Below are 16,054 nucleotides of genomic sequence, written 5' to 3'. Positions count from 1 at the left end.
CCACCCCGCCGGGGCGTGCCATTTCGCGGGCGGAGCGCTAAGCTGCAAACCACTCGATCCTCCATGGCGGCCATTCCGTGGCGCCCACCGTGACAAGGCCCTGAACATGTCCGACGAAACACCTGAAATCTCCGCTGTCATCGCCGCACCGATGCCGCTGGAGCCCGAACTCGACGAAGCCAGGAAGGAACTGGTGCAGTTGATCAACCACATCACGCGCGGGCAGGACGGCACCATCATCACCGCCGTACCCGGCCTGCAGGTGTACTGCATCAGCAAGCCCGATGGCCCCAAGCACGGCTTCGCAAGCCCGGCACTCGGCCTGATCGCGCAAGGCTCCAAGCGCATCATCGTGGGCGACGACATCTACGTGTACGACCCGATGCACTACCTGGTGACCTCGGTCGACCTGCCGGTGTGCGGCCATGTGCGGCTGACAAGCGACAACCAGCCCTACTTGGGCTTGCGGCTGGAACTGGCGGTCGACGAAATCGGCGAACTCATCGGCGACGAGAAGCTGCCCGCCAAGGCCAACGCGCCGGCCTCGCGCGGCATGTACGTCAACCGCATCGCGATGCCGGTGCTGGAGCCGGTGCTGCGCCTGCTGCGGCTGCTCGACACACCGGAAGACGTGCCGATCGTCGCGCCGCTCATCAAGCGCGAGATCATGTACCGCCTGCTGGTCAACGGCGAGGGCGCGCGGCTGCGGCAGATTGCGCTGCAGGACAGCCACACGCAGCGCATCACCAAGGCCATCAGCGCGCTGCGCGTCAACTATGCGCAGTCGCTGCGGGTGGAAGACATGGCGCGCGCGGTGCACATGAGCGTGTCGTCGTTCCATCACCACTTCAAGGCCGTCACCGCGATGAGCCCGCTGCAGTACCAAAAGCAACTGCGCCTGCAGGAAGCACGCCGCCAGATGCTGCTGACCGGCGCCGACGTGGCCTCCGCCGCGCACAACGTGGGCTACGAAAGCCCCTCGCAGTTCGCGCGCGAGTACGGCCGCATGTTCGGCGCGCCGCCGTTGCGCGACAAGCGCCGCTGGCTCGGCGAGGCCGGCAACGACGCATTGGGTGCCGAGTCGATGGAAGCGGCCTGAGCGCAACGGCCGCCCATGGCTGAATCCAAGGTTGCCATCTACGGCGCCATTGGCGCCAACGTGGCGATCGCGGCCACCAAGTTCGTCGTGGCGGGCGTCACGGGCAGCTCGGCGATGCTGTCCGAGGGCATCCACTCGGCGGTCGATACCTTCAACGGCATCCTTCTGCTGGTCGGCTTGCGCCTGAGCAAACGGCCCGCGACCGTCGAGCATCCGTTCGGCCACGGCAAGGAGCTGTACTTCTGGAGCCTGATCGTCGCGGTGCTGATCTTCGGGCTGGGCGGTGGCGTGTCTTTCTACGAAGGCATCCAGCACATCCGCCACCCGGAGCCGATGCGCGACCCCACCTGGAACTACATCGTGCTCGCGGCGGCGGCGCTGTTCGAGGGCGTGAGCTTTGCCATCGCGCTCAGGGAATTCCGCGCCCAGTCACGCGGCATGCCGTTCTGGCAGGCGCTGGACCGCAGCAAGGACCCGACCACCTACACCGTGCTGGCCGAAGATTCGGCCGCACTGGTCGGGTTGGCGGTGGCCGCGCTGGGCATCTACTTCAGCCACAGCCTCGACATGCCGGCGCTCGACGGCGTGGCCTCGGTGGTCATCGGCGTGCTGCTGGCCGGCGTGGCCGTGTTTCTCATCAGCCAGGCGCGCGGGTTGTTGATCGGCGAGGGCATTCGCCCCGAGACGGCGCGCGCCATCCGCAGCATGGCGATGGAGCAACCCAGCGTGGAGAACGTGGGCCATGTGCTGTCGATGTACATCGGCCCCGACGAAGTGCTCGTGATCGTCGACGTGAACTTCAAGGACGACACGCCCACCGGCGATGCAGCCGATGCCATCGCCGCCATCGAGAAGCAGGTGCGCGCGCGTTTCCCGATGATCAAGCGCATCTTTGTCGAGGCGAGCGATGCGCCGGCCGCCGACACGCCCGCCGTGCCCTGAACAACGGCACGTTCAGCAAAGCGAGCGGTACTGCGAAGGCGTGAGGCCGCAGGACTGCTTCCACGCGTGCACCAGGTGCGCCGAATCGAAGAAGCCCGAGGCATGAGCGATGGCGGTGAGCGATTCGCCGCCCTTGCTGCTGCACATCGCATGGCTTGCGAGGGTCAGGCGCACGGCCTGGCGCAGCAGGCGAAAGCTCAGGCCGGCCTGCGTGAAGGCGCGCTGCAGCGTGCGGCGTGAAGCGCCTACCGCGCCGGCACATTGGTCCAGTTCGGCGAAGGGGTCGGCATACAGGCTGTCGACGCTGTCTCGCAACGCGGCGTTTGCATAGCCGAGTTCGCCGAAGTGCCGTGCGAGCGGCCTGATCTCGTCGTGGCGTTGGCGCAGCGGGCTGTTGTCGGCCATGAGGTGCGACACGCAGATCGCGCCCGCCTGTTCGCGCATTTCGTCGTGCAGCCCGGCGGCGCGCGTCTCGCGTTGCAGGCGAAGGCCGGCATCGCAGGAGACCAGCGTTTCCACGCCCAGTGGCGCCATGCGGTTGAAGCCGTTCCATCGCATCTGGAAGGCGGATGCATCGCGGGCCGTGCGCATCAGTTCTGCGACAGGGTTCGCATCGAGGGCCATGAGCTGCAGCATGCGCCGCTCCGCGCGCTGCATGGCTCCTTGCCGCGTGGCGGCCCGCGCAACGGCCTGCGAATAGACATCGTGGTCGGTGAGGCCATCGACCACGCGCTCGACCGACCAGCGGAACAGCAAGGCCGGGGCATCGTCCGTGTCGGCAAAGGATTCGCCGAGCAGGTGATAGCTTTTCCAGTGCGTCATGGTCTTGGGGAGGAGATGTGGGCGGGATTCTAGTGATGGCCCGTGGCGCACAGATACAAGCCTTGGACGCAGGTCACAAAAACAATGCGACTCCATTCATCAGGAGCCCATTCACCGTGGACAGACGACAACTTCTTCTAGGCGCCGGCGCCAGCCTCGGCGGCACCACCCTGGCCGGCTGCGCCGCCTTCGATCGCCCGGTGGCCGCGCGGCGCGACGATTTCGCAGGCCTGGATGCCACCGCGCAGGCCGAACTGGTGCAGCGCCGCGAGGTCACGCCCGGCGAACTGCTCGAAGCCGCGATCGTGCGCATCGAGGCACTGAACCCCCGGCTCAATGCCATCGTGACGCCGCTGTACGAGCGTGCGCGCGGCGAGGCTCGTTCGCAGCTGCCGGCAGGGCCGTTCCAGGGCGTGCCCTATGCCATCAAGGACATGCTGGACCTGCAGGGCACGCGCCGCACGTCGGGCTCGCGGCTGTTCGCGCGCAACATCTCGCAGGACACCAGCGAGATCGTCACGCGCTCCGTGGCGGCGGGCCTTGTGATCGTGGGCAAGACCAACACGCCGGAGTTCGCGCTCAATGGCTCCACCGAGCCGGTGCTGTTCGGGCCTTCGCGCAACCCGTGGGACACGGCGCGGTCTTCCGGTGGCTCGTCCGGCGGTGCCGCCGTTGCAGTGGCTTCGGGCATGGTGCCGATCGCGCATGCGAGCGACGGCGGTGGTTCGATCCGCATTCCCGCGTCGTGCTGCGGCCTCTTCGGGCTCAAGCCGAGCCGCAGCCGCATGGTCGGCTCGCGCGCCACCGATTCGGGCGTGGAGCATTGTGTGAGCCGCTCTGTGCGCGACAGCGCACGCCTGTTCGCATGGAACCAGCGGCAAGATGCGCAGGCACCGCTGAAGCCCGCACCGGTGCTCGACCCGCTGGGCGCACGGCGGCTGAAGATCGGCTTCTCGACCGCCAATGTGTTCGGGCAGCAGGCCGCGCCTTCCGTGCGCTCGGCGCTCGAAGAAAGCGCAAGGCTCTGCGCGGGCATCGGCCACCATGTCGAACCAGTGCGCCTGCCCGTGAACGGCGAAGAGTTCTTCACGCATTTCATGGTGGCGTGGAGCAGCGGTGCCGATCGCATGCGGCGCATGGCCGAGACGCAGGGCCTGCGAGCCGAAGACATGCTGGAGCCCTGGACGCTGTACCTCAGCGCGCATTTCCGCAGGCAACCCGCCGATGCCGGCGCGAAGGCCGGCGTGTATTTCGCGGAACTCTCGCGGCGCTTCGATGCCTTCTTCCAGACCGTCGACGTGATGTTGACACCGGTGCTTCATGAAGAGCCACCAGCATTGGGTTTCCTCGGCCCTGACGTGCCCGGTGCGCAGATGTACGAGCGGCTCATGACCTACGTGTCGTACACACCGATGCACAACGTGGCAGGCACGCCCGCGATGTCGGTGCCGCTCGCCCAGGGTGCATCGGGCTTGCCCATCGGCAGCCAGTTCGCGGCACGCATGGGCAATGAATCCACGCTGTTCGGCCTGGCCTTCGAGCTGGAGCGCGCCGCGCCCTGGGTGCAACGCAAGCCGGGAGCCTTGTAGCACTTACTGCGATTTCCTGCGTTGTCCACACCATGCAAGTTTTACAAAATCTCGCTATCGTTTTGTTCGCTGCAGCAGCCCGGCCCATGGGGTCGGGGCAACCTAACAACATGGAGAAATTGCATGCTTTGGGAAAAGAAGCTGGCGCAGTGGTGCGCCGCAGTTCGCGCTCGCGCCAACCTGCCTGCGCGACTGACCTTGTGGGACGGCCAGTCCTATGACTTCGGCACCTTCAGCGGGCCTTCGGTCACGCTGCATGTCAAGTCGCCGGCTGCGCTGTCGCTGATGCTGCAGCCTACGCTCGACAACCTGGGCGAGGCTTACGTCAAGAGCAAGATCGACATCGAAGGCAAGCTCAGCGACGTCATCGACATCGCCTACGGGCTGGCCAAGACATCGATCGACAAGCCCGGCGGCGCGCTGCAGAACATGGCGCGCTACTTCACGCACACCAAGTCGTCGGACAAGAAAGCCATCGAGTACCACTACGACGTATCGAACGAGTTCTACCAACTGTGGCTCGATCCGAACATGGTCTATTCGTGCGCCTACTTCGAGAACGGCGACGAAGACCTCGCCACCGCGCAACTGAAGAAAATAGACCACATCCTCACCAAGATCGAACTCAAGCCGGGCCAGACCCTGCTCGACATCGGCTGCGGCTGGGGCGCACTGGTGATCCGCGCGGCGCAGAAGTTCGGCGCGCGCTGCGTGGGCGTCACGCTGTCGCAGAACCAGTTCGAGCTGGCGACCGAGCGCGTGCGCGCGGCCGGCCTGCAGGACCGCATCGAGATCCGCCTGCAGGACTACCGCGACGTGACCGGCCAGTTCGACCGCATCACCAGCGTGGGCATGTTCGAGCACGTGGGCCGCAAGAACCTGACCGCGTATTTCAAGCGCGTGCAGGAACTGCTGGCCGACGACGGCGTGGTGATGAACCACGGCATCACCTCGTCCGACCCCGAAGGCGGCGGCGTGTCTTATGGCGGAGGCGACTTCATCGACCGCTATGTGTTCCCGAACGGCGAGCTGCCGCACATCAGCCTGACGCTGCAGGCCATGCAGCAAGGCGGCCTGGAAGCCTTCGACGTGGAGAATTTACGCCGCCACTACGCGCAGACACTGCGCCTTTGGAGCGACAACTACGAGGCCAACAGCGACAAGGCCCACGCGCTGGTCGACGAAGAGAAGTTCCGCATCTGGCGCATCTACCTCGCGGGCTGCGCCTATGCCTTCGAGAACGACGACGTGGCGATCTACCAGATCGTCGGGCGCAAGGCGGGCCGTGCGGCGAAGACGCTGCCGTGGTCGCGTCGCTACATCTACGAAGGCACCTCGGCGCTGAACGCGGGCTGAGCGAGCGAGAGCCTGAGCGCAAGCGCGGAATCGCGCACCTCGGTAGCATCGGGGCCTCGCGGCCAACAACACCTCGGCGCCTGCCGGACATCTTCGTCCGCGGGCCGCTTTCCGGCCCCGAAGAAGCCCCATGAGCGCCAGCACCAAAACAACAAACCGCCCCCTGGTCATCGCATCGATCATGGCTTCCATGGCCATGGTCGCCATCGAAGCCACGATCGTCTCGACCGTCATGCCGCAGATCGCCTCCGAACTCGGCGGCCTGCATCTCTACAGTTGGGTGTTCGCATCCTTCCTGCTCGCGCAGACCGCCATGACGGTGGTGTTCGGCAAGCTGTCCGACCTGTACGGGCGCAAGCCCATCATGTTCGTAGGCATCGCCATCTTCATCGTCGGCTCGGTGCTGGCCGGCTTCTCGTGGTCGATGCCGGCCATGATCTGCTTCAGGTTGATCCAGGGCATTGGCGCGGGCGCGATACAACCGGTGTCGCTCACCATCGTCGGCGACCTGTATCCGGCGCGCGAGCGCGGCAAGGTGCAGGGCTACCTCGCCAGCGTCTGGGCGGTGTCGGCGGTGGTCGGTCCGATGATCGGCGCGCTGATCGTGCAGAAGCTTTCGTGGGGCTGGATCTTCTGGATCAACGTGCCCATCGGGCTGGCCGCAGCGGCGGGCTTCTGGTTCTACCTGCACGAAGCGCCGACCGTGCGGCGTTCGTCCATCGACATGGTGGGCGCGGTGCTGTTCACCGTCGGCATTGCGGCGTTGATGATTGCGCTGACCGAGTTCGGCGTCGGCAACTCGGGCGTCGCGCTTGCGTGGGGCGTGCTGTTCGTCGTCACGCTGGCGCTGTTCATCGCGCAAGAGCGCCGCGCGGCCGACCCGATGGTGTCGCTGAAGCTCTGGGGCGCACGGATGATCGCGACCGTCAACGGCGCGGCGATGCTGGCCGGCATGGTGCTGATCGGCATCACGACCTTCTTGCCGATGTACGTGCAGGTGGTGCTGCAGCGTTCGTCGGTTACCGCCGGGCTCACGCTCACGATGGTGATGCTCGGCTGGCCCATCGGCGCGACGCTGACCTCGCGCACCTTTCATCGCATCGGGCTGTGGCGCATGGTGGTGGTCGGCGGGGCGTTGATTCCGCTGGGCACGTCGACCTTTGCATTGCTCGGCGCAGGCAGCTCGCCGGTGTTGCCCGCCGTAGGCTCGTTCATCATCGGGCTGGGCATGGGGGTGATGAGCCTGGCTTCGCTGATCCTGATCCAGGAGGGCGTGGAGCTGTCGCAGCGCGGCATCGCCACGGCCTCGAATGTGTTCTCGCGCAACCTCGGCAGTGCGTTGGGCGCTGCGTTCTTCGGTGCGGTCTTCAACTTCGGCCTGACGCGTCGCGACGGCACGATGATGTTCACCGACGATCAGTTGCGTCTGCTGTTGCAGGGGGTGCACGGCTCCGCCGCCGGGGATGCGGGCATTCGGCTGGCGCTGAGCAACTCGCTGCATCTGACGTTCCTGATGATGCTGGTCGTGAGCCTGGGCGTGGTGGCGCTGGCGTTGCTGTTGCCCAAGGAGGGGCTGGAGAGCCAGGCGGTCAAGGGCAATGACGAGGCTACGCAGAAATAGGCCGGGCTTTCTCGGGGCTGTTCGTGGTCTGTTGGGTATGGTGCGGGTTCATTCGGGGCTTGTGCGAATGACACCGGGAGCTCCCCTCCGCGAATGTCCCCCGCTTCGCTCCTCCTTTATTTCGCTGCGGGGAGCACCCGGCGTCATTCGCACATGGACGCGCTGCTGGTGATCCAGCGATCAACGACGGCTCTGAGCGCTCACGTCGATACGGGGCTCTTTTTCACGAAATAAAGGAGGAGCGAAGCGGGGGACATTCGCGAAAAAGAGCACCGTGTCGGCGGGAGCGTGCCCCGAATCATGGAGCCTGCACAAGCTCTTGCGCTAATGAGGCGCGCCCAGCAACAAGCGCGAAACCCATCCGGCCACATAAAGGCCAAGGCCGAAAACGCCGTGCGTGACGACGCTGTGAAAACGCGCGACGTTCGGGCGAGGCGTGCGGCTGGCGGCGATGCCTGCGCCCATGCCCGGCTGCATCACCAGGAACGGCGCAGCCACGCTGCCGATGCCGACGATCAGTGCGGGGCCGAGCGTCGGGCGGTGGGCCCAGTCGAGTCCCCAGACTGAAAGCAGCACGGCCGCGAACGCAATGCCGATTGCGTAGTGCGCAGCCCATCCGATCACGCGTTCGCCATTCACGGGCGCCGAGGCGGCGATGGGTGTGTGGCGAAAGCGCCCACGCGTCATGTAGACGAGCCAGCGGCCGACCAGCGCGTAGTCCAGCGAAGGCAGGCCGAACAGCCGCTTGCGGACGATGGCCCAGAGGTCCATCACCGCCGTCGCACCCGCTCCGATCAACAGCGCGCATGCCAGATAGTTCGCTGCCTCAGACATTCACGGCCTTCTTCGGCGCCCGTGCACTGACCATCCAGCACGCTGCGCTCAGGCGGACTTCATCGCCATGCACATAAGGGGCGAAGGCGGCGCGAACCGTTTCGATGACCTGTGCGCGCGTCTGCGCGTCGGACGTTTGCAGAGCCAGCCCGACGGGGCCGAGCCGGCTCAGGTATGCGAGCAAATCGTTTTCGGGCAGGGTGCAGTCCACATCGATCGGCCGGATGTCGACATCGGCCCAGCCGCCGTCTTCCAGTACGGCCTGAACGCGGTCCCGGTCGGCGAAGGCGAACTGGCCGGGTGCGCCCGGCCGGCGTGTGGGAAGGTTCGGCAGCAGCGGGGCCGCAGCGCGCTCGGCCGTGGTCATGAACGGGTTTTCCGCTGCGCTGCGCCAGGCGATGAACCGGAGTTCGGCGCCGTCCCGCGCCGCGCTTCGCAGGTTTGCGAAGGCGCGGACGGGATCGTCGAAGAACATGACGCCCAGGCGCGAAATGACCATGTCGAAGCTTGCGGGCTCGAACGCGTGGGTCTGGGCGTTGGCGCAGATGAAGCTGGCTGGCGAGCCTTCGCGTTCGGCGCGGTTTCTGGCGGCGGCGATCATCGGCTCCGAGATGTCGACACCGACGCATTGGCTCTTCGCACTGTGAAGCCGGGCGACGGCGAGCGTGGTGGCGCCCGTGCCGCAACCGACGTCGAGTACCCGCCCTCCGGTTCCGGCAGAAGCCGCTTCGACCAGCAGGTCTTCAAGCGGCTGGAACAGATGGTCGAGCGATGCTTGGGTGTCGACCCAGGCGCGGCCGGCGGGGCCGTTCCAGAGCTTGGCCTGCTCGTCGCCGGTCGGGTGTGTGATGGTCATGATCGTTTTCCATTGCGTGCCCTCAAGAGGCGGAAGCTAGACTGTGCAACTTCAAGTCGACTTGAGGTCAAGGGGGTAAGAAACATGGACATCGCAGAGGTGTCGCAGCGGTCCGGCGTTCCTGCCTCGACGCTGCGGTTCTATGACGAAAAGGGGCTGATCACCTCGATCGGCAGGCAGGGCCTGCGCCGCCTGTTCGACCCCGGCGTGCTGGAGCGGTTGGCGCTGATCGCGCTGGGGCGCGCCGCCGGTTTTTCGCTGGACGAGATCGCGCTCATGTTCGCGTTGGACGGGCGGCCACGCATCGACCGGCAGATGCTGGCGGACAAGGCCGACGAGTTGGACAAGACGATCCGCAACCTGAGCGCCATGCGCGACGGGCTGCGGCACGCCGCGGTCTGCCCCGAGCCGAGCCATATGGAATGCCCCAAGTTCCGACGCATCGTGAAGGCTGCTGCTTCCGGCGCGATTGGCGCGCCGCGGAAGAAGAGGGGACCCGGCATCGGCAAGAACCCCGCAAGCCGCCTGAAGAAGGACACCCTATGACCGGAACAGAACTCGCCACCGCGTATCGTGGCTACATCGCCTGCTTGAATGCACAGGACTGGCCGAGCCTTGCAAACTTCGTTCACGACCAGGTGGTCCACAACGGACGAAAGCTCGGTGTCTCGGGCTATCGCGAGATGCTGGAGAAAGACTTCCGCGACATCCCGGATCTCCGGTTCGACATCCAGTTGCTCGTGGCCGATCCGCCCCGTATCGCCAGTCGACTGCAGTTCAACTGCTCTCCCAAGGGAACATTCCTCGGCTTGAACGTGAACGGAAAGAAAGTCGCTTTCACCGAAAACGTGTTCTACGAATTCCGGGACGGAAAAATTTCAGAGGTATGGTCCGTCATCGACAAGGCGACCATCGAAGCCCAGCTCTAGCGCGACAGGCGACGTCGAATCAGCCCGCGTCTTTCTGCATGAACACGCTCAGCGGATCGTCCGGATAGGCCCCGAACCGGTCGCGTCGCACATACCCCGCGCGCGCATAGAACGACAGCGCCTCGGGCTGGCTCACACCCGTCTCCAGCCTGAACATGGCGCAGCCCCGGGCCATCGCTTCGCCCTCGACAAAAGCCAGCACCTTCGCGGCGATGCCTTGCCCCCGGTCTTGCGGTCGCACGTACATGCGCTTGAGTTCGCCGTAGCCGGGCTCCATCACGATGGCCCCGCAGCCGATCGCCGTGCCGGCCTCATCGCGCGCCACCGCGAACAGCACATTGGCCGCAGACAGCGCTGCAATGTCGATGCCGTAGTGGCTCTCCGGCGGATACAGCGGCTTCTGGTAGGCGTCGAGGTCGTCGATGAGCTGGACGACGTCGGGTTGGTCGGGGCGTTCGAGTGCAATGGTCATCGGTCGAATTCTTTCGGAGCGCCGATATTACCTAGCGCCATTCCCAAAGCCCATTCGCCAGTGGGGGTTCGACGCCACGGCCAACAATGGCTGCGACGACAGGCCGATCTGCCTGCCGCAAACCCATCCGTTCGTTCGCATGAAGGAGTAGCACTTTGGAATACCGTCACCTGGGTAAATCGGGCCTCAAGGTCCCCGTGTTGAGTTTTGGCACCGGCACGTTCGGCGGCAAGGGCGAGTTCTTCAGCGCCTGGGGCAGCACCGACGTGGCCGAGGCGCGCAAGCTCATCGACATCTGTATCGACGCTGGCGTCAACATGTTCGACAGCGCCGACATCTACTCGGCCGGCGCCGCTGAGTCGGTGCTCGGCGAAGCCATCAAGGGCAGGCCGCGCGACCGGCTCATCATCTCGACCAAGGCCACCTTCCGCAGCGGCGAGGGTGCGAACGACGTGGGCTCGTCGCGCCATCATCTCGTGCAGGCGGTCGATGCCGCGCTCAAGCGCCTGGGCACCGACTACATCGACCTGTTCCAGCTTCACGGCTTCGACGCGAGCACGCCCGTCGAAGAAACCGTGTCCACGCTCGACGACCTCGTGCGCGCGGGCAAGCTGCGCTATGTGGGCGCCTCGAACTTCTCGGGCTGGCACCTGATGAAGTCGCTGGCGGTGGCCGAGCGTTACGGCTACGCGCGCTATGTGGCGCACCAGGCCTACTACTCGCTGGTCGGCCGCGACTACGAGTGGGAGCTGATGCCGCTGGCCAAGGACCAGGGCGTGGGCGCCGTGGTCTGGAGTCCGCTGGGCTGGGGCCGGCTCACGGGCAAGATCCGCCGCGGACAGCCGCTGCCCGCCAACAGCCGCCTGCACGCGACGGCCGACATGGGTCCGCCCGTGGCTGACGAACTGCTGTTCCGCGTGGTCGACGCGCTGGAAAAAATCGGTGCCGAAACCGGCAAGACCGTGCCGCAGGTCGCGCTGAACTGGCTGTTGCAGCGCCCGACCGTGTCGACTGTGGTGGTCGGTGCGCGTGACGAAGCGCAACTGCGGCAGAACCTCGGCGCCGTCGGCTGGAACCTGACGCCCGCGCAGGTGGCCGAACTCGACGCAGCCAGCACCACCACACGGGCCTATCCGTACTGGCACCAGCAGGGTTTTCTGGAGCGAAACCCGAACCCTGTTTAAGCAGGCGTCAGTCCGAGCACCCACGTCTTGAAGTGCTCCAGCGCCCCGGAGGCCGGCCGGCCTTCGGGGTACGCGAAGTAGTAGCCCTGGCGCACGTCCAGGTGCCGATCGACCGGGATCACCAGCTCCCCGGCGCGCAGCTCGTGTTCGATCAGGATGCGCGGCGCCAGGCCGATGCCCATGCCGGCCGCCGTGGCCGCCACCACCATCGTGAACAGCTCGTAGCGCGGCCCGCGCGAGGCGTGCACCGTGTAGTCCCAGCCTTGCTGCGCATACCAGTCGCGCCATGCATGGGCGCGCGTGCTCAGGTGCACATGGCGGCAGCGCTCGAAGCCGGCTTCGTCCCACGGCCCGTTGGCATCGCGAAACGCGGGGCTGCAGACCGGCACCATCTCGCCCTCGGCAAAGATCAGCCCGCCGCGCGTGTCGGGCCAGAACTGGTCGCCGAAGTAGATGGCCGCGTCGTAGGCGTTTTCCTGGAAGGAGAAGGGCTGCGAGCGCGCCGACAGGTTGACCGTGATGTTCGGGTGCAGCCGGCTGAACTCGGGCAGCCGGGGAATCAGCCACTGCGTGGCGAAGGTCGGCACCACGGCCAGCTCCAGCACGAAGCCCATCTCGTGGCCCGCGCTGATCTCCAGCGTGTCGCGGCGGATCTGGTCGAGGTGGCGGCGGATGCGCGCCGCGTACTCGCGCCCCACCTCGGTGAGCGTCAGCCGCCGGCGCACCCGCGAGAACAGCGGCACGCCGAGCCGCTGCTCCAGCATGGCCACCTGCCGCCCGACCGCGCTTTGCGTCAGCGCCAGCTCGGTCGCGGCCCGCGTGAAGCTCCCCAGCCGCGCCGAAGCCTCGAAGGCCTGGAGCGCGCCGAGATTGGGAATGTCTTTTCTCATCGATTCACTGCCTGTTGTCTCTGTCTTCTTGTCAAAGCACCTGCCGTGCCTGTTCCCAAAGAACCGTGTCCGGGCGCCGGCTTCCTTCCGGGCCCGCACAACGTTGTGTGTATTTAGCGTTTGTTCCGCATGCGGTCACGACTCTATTCTGCGTGCCGACCCCTGCCAACGATACGAGGAGACTTCCGATGATTGTTTCGTGCACCCGTCGCACTGCCCTGGGCATTGCGCTCGCTTCCGCCCTGAGTCTGCCTGCCGCCGTATGGGCGCAGGCCGAGCAGACCGTCACCATCGGCCACGCCGGCCCGCTGACCGGGGGCGCCGCCCACTGGGGCAAGGACAACGACAACGGCGCACGGCTGGCGGTCGAAGACCTGAACAAGCAGGGCCTTGTGATCGGCGGCAAGAAGATCAAGTTCGTGCTCCAGTCCGAAGACGACCAGGCCGACCCCAAGCAGGCCATGGTGGTCGCCAACAAGCTGGCCGACATGGGCGTGAAGGGCATGCTGGGCCACTTCAACTCGGGCGCGGCCATTCCGGCCTCGGCCGTCTACAGCCGTGCGGGCCTGCCCGACGTGTCCACCGCCACCAACCCGACCTTCACCAAGCAGGGCTACGACAACGTCTTTCGCATCCTGGCCAGCGACGACGACGTGGGCATCGCCATCGCCAATTTCACCGTGAAAGACCTGAAGGCGAAGAACATCGCGGTGATCGACGACCGCACCGCCTACGGCCAGGGCGCCGCCGAAGTGTTCACGCGCGGCGTGAAGGCGCTGGGCGGCAACATCGTGGCGCAGGAGTACGGCAGCGACAAGGCCACCGACTTCATGGCCATCCTGACCACCATCAAGAGCAAACAGCCCGACGTGGTGTTCTACGGCGGCATGGACGCGCAGGGCGGCCTGATTGCACGCCAGATGAAGCAGTTGGGCATCACGGCCAAGCTGCTCGGCACCGATGGGCTGTGCACCAACGAGGTCGCCAAGATCAGCGCGGGCGCCGTCGATGGCCTGCTGTATTGCACGCGCGGCGGCAAGGAACTGGAAAAGACCCCCAAGGGCGCCGAGTTCGAACAGCGCTACAAGGCCCGCTACGGCGTCGAGGTGCTGACCTATGCGCCGTACCTCTACGATGCCATGATGGCGCTGGCCGCCGGCATGCGCGCGGCCAACTCGGTCGAGCCCGAGGCCTACCTGCCGGCGATGCGCAAGGTGAAGTTCGACGGCGTGACCGGCACCATCAGCTTCGACGGCAAGGGCAACCTGCAGAAGCCGGACTTCACCGTCTTCACCTACAAGGACGGCAAGCGCGTTCGCGTGGCCGGCTCCTGACGCAAGCGCCCGGATGCGAACCCTGAATGCGGCAGAGACTGCTGCGGCGCTTCCCTACGGTGCGCTGGTCGAAGCGCTGCTGCAGATGTTCGAGCGCGAACGCCGGGGCGAGGCGCATGCCGCACCTCGGACCTGCGTGCCGCTTGCGGCCGGCGGCGTCATGCTGTTGATGCCCGCGGCCGATCTGCGCTTTGCAGTCTTGAAGACGGTGACCGTGCACGCAGGCAATGCTGCGCAGGGCCTGCCGGTGGTGCAGGGCGACGTGACCCTGATGGATGCGGCCGATGGCAACCGGCTGCTTGGCATGGACGGCAATGTGCTGACTGCGCGGCGCACGGCGGCGCTGTCGCTCGCTGGTGCGATGCGGGCAGGGCGCAGGAGCGGCGCTCGCATGCTGCTGATCGGCGCGGGCGTGCAGGCGCTTGCGCATGCCGAGGCATTCGCCGAGGTGTGGGGCGTTCAGCGCCTGCAGGTTCATGCCCGGTCGCAGGCGCACTCCGAAGCCCTGGCGCAACACATGCGCGCACGCGGTGTCGATGCGAGTGCAATCACCGACCCGGCCGCTGCGGCGGCCGAGGCCGACGTGATCGTGGCCACGACCAATTCATGCGATCCCGTGGTGCCGTCGCAACTGCGGCCGGACGCCACGGTGATCGCCATCGGCGCCTACCGCGCCGACATGGCCGAAGTGCCGCCCGAGGTGGTGCGGCGCTGCGCCGTGTTTGTGGATACGCTGGAGGGCGCGCGCGCCGAAGCGGGCGACCTGATCCAGGCGGACGTCGACTGGTCCGCTGTGCAGGCCTTTGCCAGCGCATCGCCCGTGGCGGCCGACCGGCCGGTGCTGGTCAAGACCGTGGGCCATGCGCTGTGGGACCTGGCGGCGGCGCAACTGGCGTACCGAAATCAGCAGTGACATCAGCAGTGATGCTGGACAGCAGCAAGGAAGGCAATTCATGCGTCGTGTGGTGATCATCGGCGGCGGTGCCATTGGCTCCGCCATCGCCTACTTCCTGACCCGGGACCCGGAAGGGGAGCCCTTCGAGGTCACGGTGGTCGAGCGAGATTTCTCGTACAAGCAGGCGTCGTCGGCGCTGTCGGCCAGCTCGATCCGCCAGCAGTTCTCGACCGCCATCAACATCGAGATGTCGCTCTATGGCATCGACTTCTTCCGCAAGCTCGGCCAGACCTTGCGCGTGGGCGACGACGTGCCCGACATCGGGCTGGTCGAGCCCGGCTACCTCTACCTGGCATCACCGGCCGGCGTCGATGTGCTGCGCGAGAACCATGCGATGCAGAAAGCGCACGCGGTCGACGTGGCGCTGATGACGCCCGATGAACTGAAGACGCGCTTCCCGTGGATCTCGACCGAAGGCGTCGCGCTCGCATCGCTCGGTCTCTCGGGCGAGGGCTGGTACGACGGCTACAGCCTGCTGCAAGCCTTTCGCAAGAAGGCTGTGTCGCAAGGCGCGCGCTACGTGCAGGCGCATGCCACCGGCTTGCGGCGCAACGGGCGCACGCTGACCGGTGTGGAACTCGACAGCGGCCAGGTGCTCGATGCCGACGTCGTTGTCAACGCGGGAGGCGCCTGGGCCGCGAAGGTCGCCGAATGGGCCGGCATCGCGCTGCCGGTGCGCGGTCGTCGCCGCAGCGTTTTCAGCTTCTCGTGCCCCGACACGCTGCCGGACTGCCCGCTGGTGATCGACACCTCCGGCATCTGGCTGCGCCCCGAAGGCCGCCAGTTCATCTGCGGCTTTGCACCGCCCGAAGCGCAAGACCACGACGACATGCCGCTCGACGTCGAGTACGAGGCCTTCGACAACTTCATCTGGCCCGCGCTGGCCGAGCGCGTGCCGGCCTTCGAGGCGATCCGCATGACGGGCGCCTGGGCCGGCTACTACGAGATGAACGTGTTCGACCACAACGCCATCCTCGGGCTGCATCCCGACTGCGACAACCTGTTCTTCGCGAACGGCTTCTCGGGCCATGGGCTGCAGCAGTGCCCGGCGGCGGGGCGGGGCGTGGCGGAGCTGATCCGCTTTGGCGAATACCGCAGCCTCGATCTTTCTGCGGTCTCGTTCGACCGCATCCTGGAGAACCGGCCGCTGCTCGAAAAGAACGTGATCTAG

General features: G+C 66.3%; 16 protein-coding genes. 11 read left to right on the top strand and 5 right to left on the bottom strand.

Annotated features, from left to right (window positions below; translation table 11 throughout):
* Positions 1–106: 106 nt before the first annotated feature.
* Both H7F35_RS30985 and H7F35_RS30980 read left to right on the top strand, forming a co-directional pair.
* On the top strand, positions 107–1,099 hold the full coding sequence (locus H7F35_RS30985; RefSeq protein ID WP_187110321.1) for an AraC family transcriptional regulator: 993 nt from the start codon (positions 107–109) through the stop codon (positions 1,097–1,099).
* Between the two features lie 15 nt (positions 1,100–1,114).
* Positions 1,115–2,041, top strand: coding sequence for a cation diffusion facilitator family transporter (locus H7F35_RS30980; RefSeq protein ID WP_187110320.1), 927 nt, complete (start codon positions 1,115–1,117; stop codon positions 2,039–2,041).
* A gap of 12 nt (positions 2,042–2,053) precedes the next feature.
* Here the strand turns inward: H7F35_RS30980 and H7F35_RS30975 are convergent, their stop codons facing one another.
* Entirely contained in the window at positions 2,054–2,863 is an 810-nt protein-coding gene (locus tag H7F35_RS30975; RefSeq protein ID WP_187110319.1) for a helix-turn-helix domain-containing protein, read from the bottom strand.
* 116 nt (positions 2,864–2,979) lie between these two features.
* On the opposite strand from H7F35_RS30975, the gene H7F35_RS30970 reads away from it, so the two are divergent.
* From H7F35_RS30970 to H7F35_RS30960, 3 genes are all read left to right on the top strand, one after another.
* The gene (locus H7F35_RS30970; protein WP_222621986.1) at positions 2,980–4,452 is read left to right on the top strand and encodes an amidase family protein; all 1,473 of its coding nucleotides are present in this window, start codon (positions 2,980–2,982) and stop codon (positions 4,450–4,452) included.
* 123 nt (positions 4,453–4,575) lie between these two features.
* Positions 4,576–5,808: an SAM-dependent methyltransferase gene (locus tag H7F35_RS30965; protein ID WP_187110317.1), complete on the top strand. Its 1,233-nt coding sequence runs from the start codon at positions 4,576–4,578 to the stop codon at positions 5,806–5,808.
* A gap of 130 nt (positions 5,809–5,938) precedes the next feature.
* Positions 5,939–7,429: an MFS transporter gene (locus H7F35_RS30960; protein ID WP_187110316.1), complete on the top strand. Its 1,491-nt coding sequence runs from the start codon at positions 5,939–5,941 to the stop codon at positions 7,427–7,429.
* Between the two features lie 324 nt (positions 7,430–7,753).
* On the opposite strand, the gene H7F35_RS30955 is transcribed toward H7F35_RS30960, so the two are convergent.
* Positions 7,754–8,263: a DUF2938 domain-containing protein gene (locus tag H7F35_RS30955; RefSeq protein WP_187110315.1), complete on the bottom strand. Its 510-nt coding sequence runs from the start codon at positions 8,261–8,263 to the stop codon at positions 7,754–7,756.
* On the bottom strand, positions 8,256–9,119 hold the full coding sequence (locus H7F35_RS30950) for a class I SAM-dependent methyltransferase (protein ID WP_187110314.1): 864 nt from the start codon (positions 9,117–9,119) through the stop codon (positions 8,256–8,258). Before H7F35_RS30950 ends, H7F35_RS30955 begins: the two co-directional genes overlap by 8 nt.
* Positions 9,120–9,203: 84 nt before the next feature.
* Between H7F35_RS30950 and H7F35_RS30945 the strand changes: the two genes are divergently transcribed.
* Both H7F35_RS30945 and H7F35_RS30940 read left to right on the top strand, forming a co-directional pair.
* Positions 9,204–9,665 (top strand): helix-turn-helix domain-containing protein, encoded by a 462-nt coding sequence (locus tag H7F35_RS30945; protein ID WP_187110313.1) that lies wholly within the window; start codon positions 9,204–9,206, stop codon positions 9,663–9,665.
* Positions 9,662–10,048: an ester cyclase gene (locus H7F35_RS30940; protein WP_187110312.1), complete on the top strand. Its 387-nt coding sequence runs from the start codon at positions 9,662–9,664 to the stop codon at positions 10,046–10,048. The genes H7F35_RS30945 and H7F35_RS30940 overlap by 4 nt, the downstream gene beginning before the upstream one ends.
* 19 nt (positions 10,049–10,067) lie before the next feature.
* Here the strand turns inward: H7F35_RS30940 and H7F35_RS30935 are convergent, their stop codons facing one another.
* Positions 10,068–10,520: a GNAT family N-acetyltransferase gene (locus H7F35_RS30935; RefSeq protein ID WP_187110311.1), complete on the bottom strand. Its 453-nt coding sequence runs from the start codon at positions 10,518–10,520 to the stop codon at positions 10,068–10,070.
* Positions 10,521–10,675: 155 nt separating this feature from the next.
* Here H7F35_RS30935 and H7F35_RS30930 point away from each other — a divergent pair, with 155 nt between their 5' ends.
* A complete protein-coding gene (locus H7F35_RS30930; RefSeq protein WP_187110310.1) occupies positions 10,676–11,704 on the top strand; it encodes an aldo/keto reductase in 1,029 nt (342 codons plus the stop codon).
* Here the strand turns inward: H7F35_RS30930 and H7F35_RS30925 are convergent.
* Positions 11,701–12,594 (bottom strand): LysR substrate-binding domain-containing protein, encoded by an 894-nt coding sequence (locus tag H7F35_RS30925; RefSeq protein ID WP_093240532.1) that lies wholly within the window; start codon positions 12,592–12,594, stop codon positions 11,701–11,703. The genes H7F35_RS30930 and H7F35_RS30925 overlap by 4 nt on opposite strands.
* Before the next feature lie 188 nt (positions 12,595–12,782).
* Here H7F35_RS30925 and H7F35_RS30920 point away from each other — a divergent pair, with 188 nt between their 5' ends.
* The 3 genes from H7F35_RS30920 to H7F35_RS30910 are packed head-to-tail and all read left to right on the top strand — an operon-like array spanning position 12,783 to position 16,054.
* Positions 12,783–13,928, top strand: a complete 1,146-nt coding sequence (locus H7F35_RS30920) for a branched-chain amino acid ABC transporter substrate-binding protein (protein WP_187110309.1) — start codon at positions 12,783–12,785, stop codon at positions 13,926–13,928.
* A gap of 13 nt (positions 13,929–13,941) precedes the next feature.
* Complete coding sequence (locus H7F35_RS30915) at positions 13,942–14,841, top strand: delta(1)-pyrroline-2-carboxylate reductase family protein (RefSeq protein ID WP_187110308.1); 900 nt, start codon at positions 13,942–13,944, stop codon at positions 14,839–14,841.
* Positions 14,842–14,881: 40 nt separating this feature from the next.
* The gene (locus H7F35_RS30910) at positions 14,882–16,054 is read left to right on the top strand and encodes an NAD(P)/FAD-dependent oxidoreductase (RefSeq protein WP_187110307.1); all 1,173 of its coding nucleotides are present in this window, start codon (positions 14,882–14,884) and stop codon (positions 16,052–16,054) included.

The sequence above is a fragment of the Variovorax sp. PAMC26660 genome, from assembly GCF_014302995.1.
GTDB lineage: Bacteria > Pseudomonadota > Gammaproteobacteria > Burkholderiales > Burkholderiaceae_C > Variovorax.
The sequence above is the reverse complement of the archived record's forward strand: the minus strand, read 5'-3'. Positions and strand labels throughout refer to the sequence as shown.